Consider the following 16372-nt stretch of genomic DNA (forward strand, 5'->3'; position numbering starts at 1 on the left):
GCTACTTGATCGGCAACTTGGTCGTGTTCTTGACCTCTTCCATCACCGCATACGTGTGCGTTTCGCGCACGCCCTTCTGCAGCAGCGTCTTGCCCAGGAATTCGCGATACGCGGCCATGTCCTTGACCCGCGCCTTGACCAGGTAGTCGAACCCGCCCGCCACCATGTGGCACTCGAGCACTTCGGGAATCAGCTGCACGCTCTGTTTGAACGCATCGAACACCTCCGGCGTGGTGCGGTCCAGCACCACCTCGATGAACACCAGCAGCGACACATCCAGCAGCTGCGGATTGAGCTGCGCCGTGTAGCCCATGATGTAGCCGGCCTCGTGCAGCTTGCGCACCCGCTCCAGGCAGGCCGCCGGCGACAGGTTCACCCGCGCCGCCAGCTCGACGTTGCTGATCCGCCCGTCACTCTGCAGTTCGGCGAGGATCTTCTTGCTAATCTTGTCCAGCATCCCGTTCTCTCTCGGCTTGTAAATATTATTTGGCCAAATTCTCTCACCAAAAACTATCTTTAGCCAGTCTTCTGTAAAAACAGAATTAATCCAGACAATTTCCCTCTACAATCCAAATCATCTATTAGCGCTTGACATCGCGCCTGGCAGCCACAAGCAGCCCGGCGCGTTTTTGCGCCGTGTTCCATCCGATCATTCTTTTTGAAGAGTCCACATGCAGATTGCCGCTTCCCCGGGAGCCCTGTTCGTCCCGTTCGATGCACTCCAGGCTGAAATCAAGCGCGAGCAAAGCCCGCTGCGCGCTGCCATCACCGCCGCCTACCGCCGCGACGAGGGGCAAGCCGTCGAATGGCTGCTGGCGCAGGGCGCACGCCCGAGCAGCGATGCCTACATGCTGGCACACCGGCTGGTGTCGAGCGTGCGCGAAAAGCGCACCCGCGCCTCTGGCGTGGACGCGCTGATGCACGAATTCTCGCTGTCGTCGGAAGAAGGCGTGGCGCTGATGTGCCTGGCCGAGGCGCTGCTGCGCATCCCGGACACCGCCACCGCCGACCGCCTGATCGCCGACAAGATCAGCAAGGGCGACTGGAAGCGCCACCTGGGCGAGTCGCCGTCGCTGTTCGTGAACGCGGCCACCTGGGGCCTGCTCATCACCGGCAAGCTGGTGTCGACCAGCAGCGAAGGCGGCCTGGGCACCGCACTCACGCGCTTGATCGCCAAGGGCGGCGAGCCGCTGATCCGCAAAGGGGTGGACGTGGCGATGCGCATGCTGGGCAACCAGTTCGTGACCGGCCAGACCATCGACGAAGCGCTCAAGAACAGCCGCGAGAACGAAACCCGCGGCTACCGCTATTCCTACGACATGCTGGGCGAGGCGGCGCTGACCGAAGCGGACGCGAAGCACTACTACGCCGCCTATGAAATGGCGATCCATGCGATCGGCAAGGCATCGAACGGGCGCGGCATCAAGAACGGGCCGGGCATCTCGGTCAAGCTGTCGGCCCTGCACCCGCGCTACAGCCGCGCGCAGCTCGACCGGGTGATGGGCGAACTGCTGCCGCGCCTGAAAAGCCTGCTGCTGCTGGCCAGGCAGTACAACATCGGCCTGAATATCGACGCCGAGGAAGCGGACCGCCTGGAAATCTCGCTCGACATGATGGAGGCGCTGGCCTTCGATCCCGAGCTGGCGGGCTTCGACGGCATCGGCTTCGTGGTGCAGGCCTACTCCAAGCGCTGCCCGTTCGTGATCGACTACCTGGTCGACCTGGCGCGCCGCAGCGGCCGCAGGTTCATGATCCGCCTGGTGAAGGGCGCCTACTGGGACGCCGAAATCAAGCGTGCGCAGGTCGACGGCCTGCCCGGCTTCCCGGTCTATACGCGCAAGGTGTACACGGACGTGTCGTACCTGACCTGCGCGCGCAAGCTGCTGGGCGTGACCGACGTGATCTACCCGCAGTTCGCCACCCACAACGCGCACACGCTGTCGGTCATCTACACCTGGGCGCGTGCAGAGAACATCGACGATTACGAATTCCAGTGCCTGCACGGCATGGGCGAAACGCTGTACGACCAGGTGGTCGGCAGCGAGAACCTGGGCCGCGCATGCCGCATCTACGCGCCGGTGGGTTCGCATGAAACGCTGCTGGCCTACCTGGTGCGGCGCCTGCTGGAAAACGGCGCCAACACCTCGTTCGTCAACCAGATCGTGGACGAGAACGTGCCGATCGATACGCTGCTGGCCGATCCGTTCGAGACCGCGCGCGCCTACAAGGGCAAGCCGCATCCGTCGATCGCGCTGCCGCCGGCGCTGTTCGGCAAGGAGCGCAAGAATTCGGCCGGTACCGACCTGTCGAACGAGGACAGCCTGCGGCTGCTCGCGGTCGAACTGGGCAAGCAACGTTCATACAACGCCGGCCCGCTGGTCGCAGGCAGCACCGAAGCGGGCGCGCCGCTGAACGTGGTGAACCCGGCGCAGAACGCCGACGTGGTCGGCCAGGTGCGCGAAGCATCGCGCGCGGACGTCGAGACCGCGCTGGCCGCCGCCGCGGCGTTTGCGCAGGAGTGGCAAGACACGCCGGCCGCAAAGCGCGCCGAGCTGCTCGAGCGCGTGGCCGACCTGTACGAGCGCGACCACGCCGAGCTGATGGCGCTGGCCGTGCGCGAGGCCGGCAAGTCGCTGCCCAACGCGATCGCCGAAATCCGCGAGGCAGCGGACTTTCTGCGCTACTACGCCCAGCAGGTGCGCGCCACGGCGCCGGCACAGGCGCTTGGTCCCGTCACCTGCATCAGCCCGTGGAACTTCCCGCTGGCGATCTTCACCGGCCAGGTGGCGGCAGCACTGGCCGCCGGCAACGTGGTGCTGGCCAAGCCGGCCGAGCAAACCCCACTGATCGCGCACCGGGCCGTGGAGCTGTTCATCGAAGCGGGCATTGCGCCGGCCGCGCTGCAGCTGCTGCCGGGCCGGGGCGAAGTGGTGGGCGCCGCGCTCACGGCCGATGCGCGCATCAAGGGCGTGATCTTCACCGGCTCGACTGAAGTGGCGCAACTAATCAACCGCACGCTGGCCGAACGCGGCATCAAGGAAGGCTGCGACATTGCACTGATCGCCGAAACCGGCGGCCAGAACGCGCTGATCGTCGATTCGTCGGCGCTGCCCGAGCAGGTGGTGAACGACGTGCTCACCTCCGCCTTCGACAGCGCCGGCCAGCGCTGCTCGGCGCTGCGCGTGCTGTTCCTGCAGGAGGAAATCGCCGACAAAACGATCCGCATGCTCAAGGGCGCAATGAGCGAACTGCGCGTGGGCTGCCCGGACCGGCTGTCGACCGACATCGGCCCGGTCATCGACGCCGAAGCGCAGCGCAACCTGCTGGGCCACATCGAGCGCATGAAGGCCTCGGCCAGGGACCACTTTGCGCTCGAGCTGCCGGAAAGCGTGAACGCGCAGGGCACCTTCGTGCCGCCGACGGTGCTGGAAATCGATTCGCTCGCGCAGCTGACGCACGAGGTGTTCGGCCCGGTGCTGCACGTGGTGCGCTATCGCCGCGACGACCTGGGCAAGGTGGTCGACTCGATCAACGCAACCGGCTACGGCCTGACGCTGGGCGTCCATTCGCGCATCGACGAGACGATCGATTTCATCACCGCGCGCGCCCACATCGGCAACATCTACGTGAACCGCAATATCGTCGGCGCCGTGGTTGGCGTGCAGCCGTTCGGCGGCGAGGGCAAGTCCGGCACCGGGCCCAAGGCGGGCGGGCCGCTGTACCTGAAGCGCCTGCAGCGCCAGGCGGCACCGCTGCTGCAGCACGAACGCCAGGCCGATCCGGGCCTGGCCGCGCTGCTGCAATGGATGCATTCGAACGGCCACACCGAGGCCGAGGCGCTCGGCGCGCAATACGCGAAAGTGGCGCTCACCGGCATCACGCTGGAACTGCCGGGGCCAACCGGCGAGCGTAACCGCTTGTCGTTTGCGCCGCGCGGCAACGTGCTCTGTGTCGCGGCAACGGTGCAGGGCATGCTCAACCAGCTCGCGGCGGCGCTGTCGACCGGTAATCGCGCCGTGGTGCCGCTCGCCGGCCGTGACCTGATTCCGGGCGAACTGCCACAACAGGCGCGCGACCGCGTCCGTTTCATAAAGGACGAAGAAATCGCAGGCACCGAATTCCATGCAGCATTGCTCGAAACCGGCGCGAACGCGAATGTACGCATGCAGCTGGCGGCCCGCCCGGGTGCCATCGTTGCAATCGTTGATACCGATGGGCAATCAGCGATCCCGGTCTGGCGCCTGGTTGCCGAGCGGGCAGTGTGCGTGAACACGACTGCGGCTGGCGGTAACGCAAGCCTCATGACTTTGGGTCTGTAATGATGACGTAGCAGTTGTTTTTTTCCCTTTGGAGGTAGACATGTTAGTTGGCGTTCCAAAAGAAATAAAAAACCACGAATACCGAGTCGGCTTGACGCCGCCATCCGTTCACGAACTGGTGGCGCGTGGCCACAAGGTCATGGTGCAGCACAACGCGGGCGCCGACATTGGCTTGTCCGACGACCAGTACCTGGCGGCCGGCGCCACGATCGTCGAGACCGCCAAGGAGATCTTCGCGCGGGCCGAGATGATCGTGAAGGTCAAGGAGCCGCAGCCGGTCGAATGCGCCATGCTGCGCGAAGGCCAGATTCTGTACACCTACCTGCACCTGGCGCCGGACCCCGAGCAGACCGCGGCGCTGGTCAAGTCGGGCGCAATCTGCATCGCCTACGAAACCATCACCGGCCCTGGCGGCGGCTTGCCGCTGCTGGCGCCCATGAGCGAAGTGGCTGGCCGCATGGCGATCCAGGCGGGCGCCAGCCACCTTGAAAAGTCGAAAGGCGGCATGGGCTTGTTGCTGGGCGGCGTGCCGGGCGTGGCCGCAGGCCATATCGTCATCATCGGCGCCGGCGTGGTCGGTACCAATGCGCTGCAGATGGCTGTGGGCACCGGGGCACGGGTGACGGTGCTGGACAAGAACATTGACCGCCTGCGCCAGCTCGACCTGGTCTATGGCAATCGCATCTCGACCCTGTTCTCCAACGCGCACGCGATCGAAGAAGCGGTGCTGTCGGCCGACCTTGTGATCGGCGGCGTGCTGGTGCCCGGCGCGGCGGCGCCCAAGCTGGTCACCCGCAGCATGATCTCGCGCATGAAGAAGGGCGCGGTGGTCGTGGACGTGGCGATCGACCAGGGCGGCTGCTTCGAAACCTCGCATCCCACCACCCATGCCGAGCCGACCTTCGTGGTCGACGGCGTCGTGCACTACTGCGTGGCCAACATGCCGGGCGCCGTGGCCCGTACGTCGACCTTTGCCCTGAATAACGCCACCATCGGCCACGCCGTCGCGCTGGCGGACAAAGGCTGGCGCAAGGCACTGGCTGACGACGTGCACCTGCGCAATGGCCTGAACGTCTGCCAGGGCAAGGTAACCTATGCCGCCGTGGCGAAGGACCTGGGTTACGACTACGTGTCGGCCGAGTCGATGCTAGGCTGACCAATCTGGTAGCAAAAACGCCTGACGATGTGAAAGGCGTATTGCGCGGCCACTGACTTCACGAAACGCATGAAGTCGGTGGCCGCGTTTTCATTGGCGTTGTCCGAAATGGCTCGGATGACGGCGCATGGCACGCCAAGTTCATGGCACACCTGGGCAACTGCCGCCCCTTCCATTTCAACCGCTACCAGACCGGGCAAATCGTCGTTCAGCTGCGCCAGGCGTGCTTTGTCGTTCATGAACTGGTCACCGCTCGCCACCAGTCCGTGGTGGACGCGTGGTTGCGCCAGGCTGAAGACATTGCGTTCAGTCTCGCTGATGGCGTCCTCCAGGCCATGATCGAGAAACCATTGTGCTGCCGTCACCAGCTGTTGGCCGAGATGATGGTCGCCCAGGAAGTGGGTTTGCCCGGTGAGCGGCACTTCAAAGCGCGGAAATAGCGGACTGGCATCCATGTCGTGCTGGACCAACGATTCGGCCACCACGATGTCGCCAACACGGATGCTTTTGTCACCAGCACCAGCCACGCCGGTAAAGACGATGTGGGTAACTCTGAATTTTTCCACAAGGGTTGTCGCTGTCATGGCCGCAGCAACCTTGCCTATACGCGATAAAACGCATACAGCGTCGATTTTCCAGAGTCGACCGACAAAGTACTCGCGCTGCCCATGGACGAGCCTGGAGGGGCCTTCCATGGCTTCCACGAGACCCTGCTGTTCGTCAGCCAAGGCGCTGATGATGCCTAATCGCATATTTTGGACGCTTTCTTAGTGGTGGCGTTGGCAGGAAAACCCGTTCAAGACATGCTGGCATGCGCTGTCGACGCCTGAACCAGTTTTCCATATATAAGTTAGAAGATGAGTATACGAAGTTGATAGTGATAGTAAACAGGCAGACTTCTGTGGATAAGTTCGATTTTCTCCACAACGTCAATTGTTTACGTGCGCCTGAACTCGCTGGACAACGCTTGCATCTGGCGCGAACGTAAACTGGACAAAAAAGTCCGTTGCCGGCAAACCCTTGCTTTTGCACATCTGATCCTGTGGATATTCAATGGGTTGTCCACAAACACCTTGCCTCAACCTCATTTCTGGCCCTTTTTCAGCACTCATCTGTGGAAAACACTCTGGATATCCACAGCACGAGATGTGAAGAAACCAGCTTCTGTTGAGCAAGCAAATTTTTGTTCAGTTTACGTTCCTGCCTGGTCCAGCGTTTGTCCAGCGGCTTTTCTGTGCCGTAAACCACTGATCCTGTGGAAAAAACTCGTCTTATCCACAATTCCAGTCGCGTTTACTATCACTACTATCTTCGTATACTCACTCGTTAACTCATATATGGAAAACTTCAGGCCGGGTGTATGCTTGCCAGAACACAAACCCTGGAAGCGCACGACCTGAAAGGACGAGCAGCGTGGAATCGGCTGGTGAATACGACTACATCATCATTGGTGCCGGCACTGCTGGCTGTGTACTTGCAAACCGGCTCACGCGGAACAAGGACTTCCAGGTTCTCCTGATCGAAGCCGGTGGCCGTGACGACTACGTCTGGATCCACATTCCCGTCGGTTACCTGTATTGCATCGGCAATCCACGCACCGACTGGCTGCTCAAGACCGAACCCGACCCTGGACTGGCTGGTCGCGCCCTGATTTACCCTCGAGGCAAAGTTCTCGGTGGCTGCTCATCCATCAATGGAATGATCTACATGCGCGGCCAGAGCAGCGATTACGATCGTTGGGCCGACATCACCGGCGATGCGTCCTGGCGTTGGGATAAGGTCCTGCCAATCTTCATGAAAAGCGAGGACCATCACGGCGGTGTGAATGCGATCCACGGAGCGGGTGGCGAATGGCGCGTCGAGAAGCAACGCCTTTCGTGGGAAATCCTGGACGCATTTCGCGATGCAGCCGAACACGTCGGCATCATGAAGGTGGACGATTTCAACGGTGGCGATAACGGCGGCTCCGCCTATTTTGAAGTCAACCAGCGCCGCGGCATTCGGCTTAACACGGCCAAGGCCTTCCTGCGCCCTGCCTCCAGGCGAACCAACCTGACGATCATGACCGGGTGCCATGTTGAAAAACTGCTGGTCGAAGAGGGCGCCAATGGCAAAGTCTGCCGCGGCGTCCAGTTCAGCGGCGGTGGCCGCATGTTCACGGCAACGGCAAGGCGGGAAACACTGCTGAGCGCGGGAGCGGTCAATTCCCCCCAGATCCTGCAGTTGTCGGGAATTGGCCCGGCCGCCATGCTGCACCAGCATGGCATCGAGCCACTCGTCGATGCCCCCGGCGTTGGTGAAAACCTGCAGGACCACCTGCAGCTGCGCATGGTGTTCAAGGTGAAGGGTGCCAAAACGCTCAACACGACGGCAGCGAACTGGTTCGGCAAGATGCGTATCGGCCTGCAATATGCGTTATTCCAGAGCGGACCGATGTCGATGGCCCCGTCGCAGCTCGGCGCGTTCGCCCGTTCGGACGACAGCCAGGCGACGGCCAACCTCGAATACCACGTACAGCCGCTGTCGCTGGAAAAATTCGGCGATCCCTTGCATTCGTTCCCCGCATTTACCGCAAGCGTCTGCAACCTGCGCCCCACATCGCGCGGGCATGTCCGCATTGCGTCCAACAACAGCTTTGCGCCGCCAAAAATCACACCCAACTACCTGAGCACGGCGGAGGACAGGAAAGTGGCCGCGCAATCGCTCCAGCTGACACGCCGGATTGCCGCCGCTCCTGCACTGGCCAGATACCAGCCCGAAGAATTCAAGCCCGGCATCCATTACCGGACCGAAGAGGAACTGGCCGAGGCAGCTGGCCTGATCGGCACCACGATCTTTCATCCGGTGGGCACCTGCAAGATGGGAAGGGCGGAAGACCCGATGGCAGTTGTCGACAGCAACCTGCGCGTAAAAGGCGTGGACAGGCTGCGCGTGGTCGACGCCTCGGTCATGCCCTTTATCACTTCTGGCAACACCAATTCGCCGACCCTGATGATCGCGGAGAAGATCGCGGCGCAAATAATGGCCTGACAGCCCTGCGAAAATTCGCACAAACGGTCTGCGCCAAAGCCCCCGTCACGCTAACCGTGCTGTATTGTGACCACCTGCCGATATGTGTATTATTTATTAAATATTGCAAAAAATAGTATAAAAACCACGCAGAGGAGACGCGATGGCCGACGTCATTCTAGAGACGCGGAACCTGACGAAATCGTTCAAGGGTTTCACCGCCGTCAATGACGTGAACCTGCAGGTGCAGCGCGGGCATATCCACGCCCTGATCGGTCCGAACGGCGCCGGCAAGACCACGTGCTTCAACCTGCTCACCAAATTCCTCGTTCCCAGCTCCGGGCACATCCTGTTCAACGGCCACGACATCACCCGTGCCAAACCGGCGCAGATCGCCCGCAAGGGCATCATCCGGTCATTCCAGATATCGGCGGTATTTCCGCACCTGACGGTGCTGCAGAACGTACGCGTGGGCCTGCAGCGCGAACTGGGCACGAGTTTTCATTTCTGGCGAAGCGAGCGCACGCTGGACGAGCTCAACGACAGGGCGCTGGCGCTCCTGGCCGAGGTGGACCTGGCGGGCTTTGCCGACACCCTGACCGCCGACCTGCCCTATGGCCGCAAGCGCGCGCTGGAAATTGCGACCACGCTGGCCATGGAGCCGGAACTGATGCTGCTGGACGAGCCGACCCAGGGCATGGGGCACGAAGACGTGCACCGGGTGACGGAACTGATCAAGAAGGTCTCGGCAGGGCGCACCATCCTCATGGTCGAGCACAACATGAGCGTGGTGTCGGGCATTTGCGACCGCATCTCGGTGCTGCAGCGGGGCGCGCTGCTGGCCGAGGGCACCTATGCCGAAGTATCGAAGAACCAGCAGGTGATGGAGGCCTACATGGGCACCGCCGGCGGCGAACTGCAAGGAGCGCACTGATGGCGGCCGCGCTCGAAATTTCGGATCTGCAAGCTTGGTATGGCGAATCGCACATCCTGCACGGCATCAATGTGTCGGTGAACGAGGGCGAGGTGGTCACCCTGCTCGGCCGTAACGGCGCCGGGCGCACCACCACGCTGCGCGCGATCATGGGCCTCACGGGCCGGCGCACCGGCTCGATCAAGATCCACGGCGTGGAGTCAATCGCCCTGCCGACCCACAAGATTGCCCACCTGGGCGTGGGTTATTGCCCGGAGGAGCGCGGCATCTTCTCGTCGCTGTCCACCGAAGAAAATCTGATGCTGCCGCCCATGCTGGCCGACCGCAGCGCCGCCATGCCGCTGGATGAGATCTACGCCATGTTCCCCAACCTGCTCGAGCGCCGCCACAGCCAGGGCACGCGGCTCTCGGGCGGCGAACAGCAGATGCTGGCGGTGGCGCGCATCCTGCGCACCGGCGCGCGATTGCTGCTGCTGGACGAGATATCGGAAGGCCTGGCGCCGGTGATCGTGCAGGCGCTGGCGCGCATGATCACGACCCTTAAGGCCAAGGGCTACACGATCGTGATGGTGGAGCAGAACTTCCGCTTTGCCGCGCCGCTGGCGGACCGTTTTTACGTGATTGAACACGGGCAGGTGGTCGAAACGATCGCCGCGCCCGAACTGAACTCGAAAATGCCGGTGCTCAACGAGCTGCTCGGCGTGTAACAAGAAGCTGGCCCAACAACTCACCCTTAGAACGGAGACGTCATGAAACGCAAAGCTCTCGCCCTCGCCGCCGCCGCGGCCTGCGCCGCCGGTTTGTCGCCGGCCCAGGCCCAGATGTCCAACGACACGATCAAGATTGGCTTCCTGACCGACCTGTCCGGCGTGTACGCCGACGTGGACGGGAACGGTGGGGCCGAGGCGATCAAGATGGCGATTGCCGACATGGGCGGCGCCATCAACGGCAAGAAGATCGAGTTCATCGTGGCCGACCACCAGAACAAGGGCGACATCGCCGCCACCAAGGCACGCGAGTGGTTCGACCAGCAGGGCGTCGACCTGTTGATCGGCGGTACCAACTCGACCGCCAGCCTGGCCATGGCCAAGGTGGCGGCGGAAAAGAAGAAGGTATTCATCGCCATCGGCTCGGGCACCGCAACGCTGACCAACGAGCAGTGCAGCCCGTACACGGTCCACTATGCGTATGACACGGTGGCGCTGGCGCGCGGCACCGGTTCGGCGATGGTGAAGCAGGGCGGCAAGTCATGGTTCTTCCTGACGGCCGACTATGCGTTCGGCCAGTCGCTGGAAAAGGACACCGCCGACGTCGTGAAGGCCAATGGCGGCACGGTGGTGGGCAGCGTCAAGCACCCGCTGGGGGCGTCGGACTTCTCGTCCTTCCTGCTGCAGGCGCAATCGTCCAAGGCGCAGGTGCTGGGCCTGGCCAACGCGGGTGGCGATTTCATCAACGCAACCAAGGCGGCCAACGAATTCGGCATCACCAAGAAGATGAAGCTGGCGGGCCTGCTGGTGTTCATCAACGATATCCACACGCTCGGGCTGAACACCACCCAGGGCATGTACCTGACCGACGGCTGGTACTGGGACCAGACCCCGGAAAGCCGCACCTGGGCCAAGAAGTACTTCGCCAAGATGAAGAAGATGCCGTCGATGGTGCAGGCGGGCGACTACTCGGCGGCCATGAACTACCTGAACGCGGTGAAGGCCGTGGGCACGGATGACGCCGACAAGGTGATGGCGCACATGAAGAAGACCAGGATCAACGACATGTTCACCAAGAACGGCGTGATCCGCCCGGACGGGCGCATGGTGCACGACATGTACCTGATGCAGGTGAAGTCGCCGAAGGAGTCGAAAGGGCCGTGGGATTACTACAAGCTGGTCGCGACCATTCCGGGCGACCAGGCCTATACCACCAAGGCCGAAAGCAAGTGCACGGCGTGGAAGTAATCATCACCGCCAGCCCAAAGACCGTCATTCCCGCGCAGGCGGGAATCCATACTGAGCATGCCGGGACGCGCTCTATGGGTTCCCGCCCCCGCGGGAACGACGGGGTGTAGCAAACACTCCGTTTCGAGATTATGGAAATCTTCGGCGTCCCCCTGCAGGCCATGATGAGCCAGCTGCTGCTCGGCCTGGTCAACGGTTCGTTCTACGCAATGCTGTCGCTGGGCCTGGCCGTGATCTTCGGCCTGCTCAACGTCATCAACTTTTCCCACGGCGCCCTGTACATGACCGGCGCCTTCCTTGCCTACATCGGCGTGACCTCGTTCGGCCTGAACTACTGGGAAATGCTGGTGCTGGCCCCGCTCCTCGTCGGCGTGTTCGGCATCGTCATCGAAAAGACGATGCTGCGCTGGCTGTACAAGCTGGACCACCTGTACGGCTTGCTGCTCACCTTCGGCATCACGCTGCTGCTGGAAGGGCTGTTCCGCTCGTTCTTCGGCGTATCCGGCCAGACGCTGGACGTGCCCGAGCAACTGGCCGGCGCCACCGACCTGGGCTTCATGATCCTGCCGAATTACCGCGCCTGGGTGGTCGGCGCCTCGCTCGCCGTGTGCCTGGCAACCTGGTTCGTGATCGAAAAGACCCGGCTGGGCGCCTACCTGCGCGCCGGCACCGAGAACCCCAAGCTGGTCGAAGCCTTCGGCGTGAATGTGCCGCTGATGGTCACGCTGACCTACGGCTTTGGCGTCGCGCTGGCGGGCTTTGCCGGGGTGCTGGCGGCGCCCGTCATCAACGTCACGCCACTGATGGGCTCGAACCTCATCATCGTGGTGTTCGCGGTCGTCGTCATTGGCGGCATGGGCTCGATCCTCGGCTCGATCCTGACGGGCCTGGGCCTGGGCGTGATCGAGGGCCTGACGCGGGTGTATTACCCCGAAGGCTCCGAGGTGGTGGTGTTCGTCGTGATGGTCATCGTGCTGCTGCTGCGGCCCGCCGGATTGTTTGGCAAAGAGAAGTGAGAGGGAAGGGATGAACAAGAAGCTTGGTTACGCCATCGCACTGCTCATCGCCCTTGCCGCGCCCTTTGTCGGCTATCCGGTGTTCCTGATGAAGCTGCTGTGCTTTGCCCTGTTCGCTTGCGCCTTCAACCTGCTGATCGGTTATACCGGGCTGCTGTCGTTCGGGCATGCGGCCTTCCTCGGCACGGCAGGCTATGTCACCGGCCATGCGCTGGGCGTGCTGGGCCTGCCGTTCGAGGCCGGCATCGTGCTGGGCGTGCTGGCGGCGGCCCTGCTGGGGCTGGTGATGGGCCTGCTCGCGATCCGCCGGCAGGGCATCTACTTTGCAATGATCACGCTGGCGCTGGCGCAGATGGTGTACTTTGCGGCGCTGCGACTGCCGTTCACGCATGGCGAGGACGGCCTGCAGGGCGTGCCGCGTGGCAAATTACTGGGCGTGGTCGACCTGTCCAACGACCTGGCGATGTACTACGTCGTGCTGGCCATTTTCGTGGCCGGTTTCGCGCTGATCGTTCGCACCGTGCACTCGCCGTTCGGGCAGGTGCTCAAGGCCATCCGCGAGAACGAGCCGCGCGCGGTGTCGCTTGGCTACGATGTGGACAAGTACAAGCTGCTCGCCTTCGTGCTGTCGGCCGCGCTGGCCGGGCTGGCGGGCGCCACCAAGACCGTGGTGCTGGGCTTCGAGACGCTCACGGACGTGCACTGGACCCTGTCCGGCCTGGTCATCCTGATGACGCTGGTGGGCGGCATGGGGACGCTGGCAGGCCCGATCCTGGGCGCCTTCCTCATTGTCGCGCTCGAGAACAAGCTGGGCGACTGGGGTACCCTGCTGGCCGGCCTGACCGGCATCGACTGGTTCTCCACGCTGGGTGAATCGGTCGGCATCGTCACCGGCCTGATTTTCGTGGCTTGCGTGCTGCTGTTCCGGCGCGGCATCGTTGGCGAGATCGGCGCTGCCTGGGCCGCCTCGTCGCGCCGGCGCCGGCCCTCCTGACAACTGGCCGGCGGCTTGGTTCCGCCGGCCGCGCCGTTCCTGCTGGGCGCGCGTCAATGATCGCTTCGTCGGGCCACGCAATACTGGAGCCGTCCATTCGACGCGGGGGCGCCTGTGCTTGAAGAATCGGTCATTCTCGACGTAAACGGCCTGCACATGCACGTGGTGAGCGCGGGGCAGGGGCCGCCGGTGCTGTTGCTGCACGGCTTTCCCGACACGCACATTGTCTGGCGCAAGCAAATGGGCCCGCTGGCGGAGGCCGGCTTCCGGGCCATCGCGCCCGACCTGCGCGGCTATGGCAAGACCGATGCGCCAGCAGCGGTGGAGGCGTATGCGCTGGACAACCTGCGCAACGACGTGCTGGCGCTGCTCGACGTGCTTGGCCTGGACAAGGTGCGGCTGGTGGGGCACGACTGGGGCGCGATCATCGGCTGGTCTTTGTGCATGCATGCGCCGGGCCGCTTGGAGCGGTTTGTGGCGCTTTCTTCGGGCCATCCCGCGGCGCTGGAGCACGCCGGCTTCATGCAGCGCCTGCGCATGTCCTACGTGTTCGGCTTTGCCATTCCTGGCCTCGCCGAGCACGCCCTCAAGGCCGGCAACTGGTTCTTTGTGCGCAAGTTCACGCGCGACCGTACCCAGATCGGCCATTGGCGGCGCAACCTGCGTCCCCCGGGGCGGCTGACCGCTGCGCTGAACTACTACCGGGCCAACCTCAAGCTTGGGTTGCCGCATCACTGGCCGCCAGTGCAGGTGCCGGTGATGGGCGTGTGGAGCGACCACGACCCGGCGCTGGGAGAGGCCCAGATGCGCGATTCGGCCCGCTACGTGCAGGCCGATTTTCGCTACGAGCGGATCGAGGGCGCCGACCACTGGCTGCAGCTGACCGCGGCGGACCAGCTCAATGCCCTGCTGCTGGCCTACCTGCGCGAGCCCTACAGCGCAGCGGCGTAGATGGCCCGCGCGTGCTCGCGGGTGACTTCGCGCGGGTTGTTGCCCAGCAGGCGGGTCTGGAGCATGGCGTCGTCCGCCAGCCGGTCGAGATCTGGTTCCCCGATCCCAACCTCGCGCAGGCGCGTGGCGATGCGGGTTCGCGCGGCAATATGTTGCAAAGCAGCAATTAATCCCTCTGCGCGCGCCTCGTCGCTGCCCTTTACGTCGGGCGCAACGATCTCGGCCAACTCGGCATACAGTGCGCACGCGGCGGGCATATTGAACCGCAAGACGTGCGGCAGCACGAGCGAATTGGACAGCCCGTGCGGTACGTGGAAGATCCCGCCGACCGGGTAGGCGAGGGCGTGCACGGCGGCCACCGGCGCGTTCGAAAATGCCTGGCCGGCCAGGCAGGCGCCGAGCAACATCGCCTGTCGCGCATGCAGGTCCTGGCCGCCCTCGCAGGCTGTTAACAACTGTGTGGATAACAGCGCCAGCGCTTGCCGGGCGAGCATGTCCGATATCGGGTTTTTCTTGTGCTTGCTGGTGTAGGCTTCGATCGCGTGGACCATCGCGTCAATACCGGTCGCCGCGGTCACGGCCGGCGGCAGCCCGAGCGTGAGCGTCGCGTCCAGGATCGCCAGGTCGGCATACAGCTGGGGCGCCACCACGCCCATCTTGGTGGTCGCACCAGTGGTCACGATGGCGATGTTGGTCACTTCCGAGCCCGTCCCGGCCGTGGTCGGGATTTGCGCCAGCAGCAGCCGTTTTCCCTCGACCTTCCCTATTCCGTAGGCTTCCTTCAGCGCCTGGCCGTTGCTGGCCAGTGCCGCCGCGAGCTTGGCGACGTCCATCGAGCTGCCGCCGCCCAGGCCGATGACGAGGTCGGCGCCATGGGCGCGCGCCCTGGCGACGGCGGCCTCGACCACGGCCTCGGGCGGGTCGGCGCTCACTTCCGAGAAGACCTCCACCGCCAGCCCAGCCTGTTGCAGGGAGCGCTGCGGCGCATCCACCAGGCCGGCCTTGAGCAGTCCAGGATCGGTGACGATGAGCACACGGCGGGCTGTGGGTAACTGTGTGGATATCACCTCGCCGAGGCGGTTCGAGGCAGCGCCGGGCTCGCAAAGAATGTTGGGGACGGTGCTGAAATTGTAGGCAGTATTACCGTGCATATGTCTCCACCTCGGTCTTGGGTTTGTCGGCAAATCTTACACTGAAGAGGATGCCTTCGCCCCAGCTTTCCATGCCGTACAATTGCCGCTTCCGTTCGTTGAAAGTTGTTGATGATTGATTTTGCCCTGCTCGGCGGGGCCGCCTTCCTGGCCGGCCTTGTCGATTCCGTCGTCGGTGGCGGCGGCCTGATCCAGATACCCGCCATCTTCTCCGTCTTGCCCAAGGAAGTCCCCGCTACCCTGTTGGGTACCAACAAGCTGGCCAGTGTGTTTGGTACAGGCTCCGCCGCGATCAGTTACGCACGGCGGGTGCCGGTGGCGTGGAGCACGGCAGCGCCCGCCGCGATCGCCGCATTCATTGCCTCGTTCGCGGGCGCCTGGACGGTGAGCCGGGTGCCGCCGGATTTCGTCCGTGGCCTGCTTCCGTTCATCCTGGTCGCGGTGGCGATCTATACCTTCCGCAAGAAGGACTTCGGTTCGGTCCACGCACCGCTGCACCAGGGTTGGCGCGAGGCAGCGCTGGCGATGACGCTGGGGTCAGCAATCGGCTTTTACGATGGCTTCTTCGGACCCGGCACGGGCAGCTTCCTGTTGTTCCTGTTCGTGCGGTTTTTTGGCTTCGATTTCCTCAGTGCATCGGCGGCCGCCAAGATTGTCAACGTGGGCAGCAACCTCTCGGCGCTGATCTGGTTCGGCTACAGCGGGCACCTGATCTGGCAGCTGGGCGCGTTGCTGGCGGTGTGCCAGGTCGGCGGCTCGCTGGTCGGGACGCGGCTCGCGCTGAAGCACGGAACGGGTTTCGTCCGCAAGCTCTTCCTCGTTGTTGTGTCCGTGCTCATCGTCAAAACCGCCTACGCCGCCTTCGTCAGCTGAGTGGTTTGTTCCAC

General features: G+C 63.5%; 13 protein-coding genes. 10 read left to right on the forward strand and 3 right to left on the reverse strand.

Going from position 1 to position 16372, the window contains the following annotated elements; all coding sequences use genetic code 11:
* Position 1: 1 nt before the first annotated feature.
* The gene (locus tag NX774_RS13790) at positions 2 to 457 is read right to left on the reverse strand and encodes an Lrp/AsnC ligand binding domain-containing protein (protein WP_258812939.1); all 456 of its coding nucleotides are present in this window, start codon (positions 455 to 457) and stop codon (positions 2 to 4) included.
* 214 nt (positions 458 to 671) lie between these two features.
* On the opposite strand from NX774_RS13790, the gene putA reads away from it, so the two are divergent.
* Together putA and ald are read left to right on the forward strand one after the other, a co-directional pair.
* Complete coding sequence (gene putA / locus NX774_RS13795; RefSeq protein ID WP_258822809.1) at positions 672 to 4319, forward strand: trifunctional transcriptional regulator/proline dehydrogenase/L-glutamate gamma-semialdehyde dehydrogenase; 3648 nt, start codon at positions 672 to 674, stop codon at positions 4317 to 4319.
* A 40-nt stretch (positions 4320 to 4359) separates the two neighbouring features.
* Positions 4360 to 5475, forward strand: coding sequence for an alanine dehydrogenase (gene ald, locus NX774_RS13800; protein ID WP_258822810.1), 1116 nt, complete (start codon positions 4360 to 4362; stop codon positions 5473 to 5475).
* Here the strand turns inward: ald and NX774_RS13805 are convergent.
* Complete coding sequence (locus tag NX774_RS13805; RefSeq protein WP_258822811.1) at positions 5445 to 6227, reverse strand: 5'-methylthioadenosine/adenosylhomocysteine nucleosidase; 783 nt, start codon at positions 6225 to 6227, stop codon at positions 5445 to 5447. The two genes, ald and NX774_RS13805, sit on opposite strands and share 31 nt — an antisense overlap.
* Positions 6228 to 6888: 661 nt before the next feature.
* Here NX774_RS13805 and NX774_RS13810 point away from each other — a divergent pair.
* The 7 genes from NX774_RS13810 to NX774_RS13840 all read left to right on the forward strand — a co-directional run bounded on the left by NX774_RS13810 (position 6889) and on the right by NX774_RS13840 (position 14334).
* Complete coding sequence (locus tag NX774_RS13810) at positions 6889 to 8505, forward strand: GMC family oxidoreductase (protein WP_258822812.1); 1617 nt, start codon at positions 6889 to 6891, stop codon at positions 8503 to 8505.
* 142 nt (positions 8506 to 8647) lie between these two features.
* On the forward strand, positions 8648 to 9418 hold the full coding sequence (locus tag NX774_RS13815; RefSeq protein ID WP_258822813.1) for an ABC transporter ATP-binding protein: 771 nt from the start codon (positions 8648 to 8650) through the stop codon (positions 9416 to 9418).
* Positions 9418 to 10125, forward strand: a complete 708-nt coding sequence (locus NX774_RS13820; RefSeq protein WP_258822814.1) for an ABC transporter ATP-binding protein — start codon at positions 9418 to 9420, stop codon at positions 10123 to 10125. Before NX774_RS13815 ends, NX774_RS13820 begins: the two co-directional genes overlap by 1 nt.
* A gap of 42 nt (positions 10126 to 10167) precedes the next feature.
* Positions 10168 to 11373: an ABC transporter substrate-binding protein gene (locus NX774_RS13825; protein WP_258822816.1), complete on the forward strand. Its 1206-nt coding sequence runs from the start codon at positions 10168 to 10170 to the stop codon at positions 11371 to 11373.
* 131 nt (positions 11374 to 11504) lie between these two features.
* The gene (locus tag NX774_RS13830; protein WP_258822818.1) at positions 11505 to 12389 is read left to right on the forward strand and encodes a branched-chain amino acid ABC transporter permease; all 885 of its coding nucleotides are present in this window, start codon (positions 11505 to 11507) and stop codon (positions 12387 to 12389) included.
* A 10-nt stretch (positions 12390 to 12399) separates the two neighbouring features.
* Complete coding sequence (locus tag NX774_RS13835; RefSeq protein ID WP_258822819.1) at positions 12400 to 13383, forward strand: branched-chain amino acid ABC transporter permease; 984 nt, start codon at positions 12400 to 12402, stop codon at positions 13381 to 13383.
* Between the two features lie 114 nt (positions 13384 to 13497).
* Complete coding sequence (locus NX774_RS13840; protein ID WP_258822820.1) at positions 13498 to 14334, forward strand: alpha/beta fold hydrolase; 837 nt, start codon at positions 13498 to 13500, stop codon at positions 14332 to 14334.
* Here NX774_RS13840 and NX774_RS13845 read toward each other — a convergent pair.
* The gene (locus NX774_RS13845; RefSeq protein WP_258822821.1) at positions 14316 to 15485 is read right to left on the reverse strand and encodes an iron-containing alcohol dehydrogenase; all 1170 of its coding nucleotides are present in this window, start codon (positions 15483 to 15485) and stop codon (positions 14316 to 14318) included. The two genes, NX774_RS13840 and NX774_RS13845, sit on opposite strands and share 19 nt — an antisense overlap.
* Positions 15486 to 15596: 111 nt before the next feature.
* On the opposite strand from NX774_RS13845, the gene NX774_RS13850 reads away from it, so the two are divergent.
* A complete protein-coding gene (locus NX774_RS13850; protein ID WP_258822822.1) occupies positions 15597 to 16358 on the forward strand; it encodes a sulfite exporter TauE/SafE family protein in 762 nt (253 codons plus the stop codon).
* Positions 16359 to 16372: the final 14 nt, after the last annotated feature.

Origin of the sequence: Massilia agilis, assembly GCF_024756255.1 — a bacterium.
In the GTDB taxonomy this organism is placed as follows: Bacteria; Pseudomonadota; Gammaproteobacteria; order Burkholderiales; family Burkholderiaceae_D; genus Telluria; species Telluria agilis.

What these genes read in the sequence shown, in the direction of transcription:
- NX774_RS13790 (WP_258812939.1), bottom strand. Translation starts at nt 457, where the DNA reads ATGCTGGACAAGATTAGCAAGAAGATCCTCGCCGAACTGCAGAGTGAC.
- putA (WP_258822809.1), top strand. Translation starts at nt 672, where the DNA reads ATGCAGATTGCCGCTTCCCCGGGAGCCCTGTTCGTCCCGTTCGATGCA.
- ald (WP_258822810.1), top strand. Translation starts at nt 4,360, where the DNA reads ATGTTAGTTGGCGTTCCAAAAGAAATAAAAAACCACGAATACCGAGTC.
- NX774_RS13805 (WP_258822811.1), bottom strand. Translation starts at nt 6,227, where the DNA reads ATGCGATTAGGCATCATCAGCGCCTTGGCTGACGAACAGCAGGGTCTC.
- NX774_RS13815 (WP_258822813.1), top strand. Translation starts at nt 8,648, where the DNA reads ATGGCCGACGTCATTCTAGAGACGCGGAACCTGACGAAATCGTTCAAG.
- NX774_RS13820 (WP_258822814.1), top strand. Translation starts at nt 9,418, where the DNA reads ATGGCGGCCGCGCTCGAAATTTCGGATCTGCAAGCTTGGTATGGCGAA.
- NX774_RS13825 (WP_258822816.1), top strand. Translation starts at nt 10,168, where the DNA reads ATGAAACGCAAAGCTCTCGCCCTCGCCGCCGCCGCGGCCTGCGCCGCC.
- NX774_RS13830 (WP_258822818.1), top strand. Translation starts at nt 11,505, where the DNA reads ATGGAAATCTTCGGCGTCCCCCTGCAGGCCATGATGAGCCAGCTGCTG.
- NX774_RS13835 (WP_258822819.1), top strand. Translation starts at nt 12,400, where the DNA reads ATGAACAAGAAGCTTGGTTACGCCATCGCACTGCTCATCGCCCTTGCC.
- NX774_RS13845 (WP_258822821.1), bottom strand. Translation starts at nt 15,485, where the DNA reads ATGCACGGTAATACTGCCTACAATTTCAGCACCGTCCCCAACATTCTT.
- NX774_RS13850 (WP_258822822.1), top strand. Translation starts at nt 15,597, where the DNA reads ATGATTGATTTTGCCCTGCTCGGCGGGGCCGCCTTCCTGGCCGGCCTT.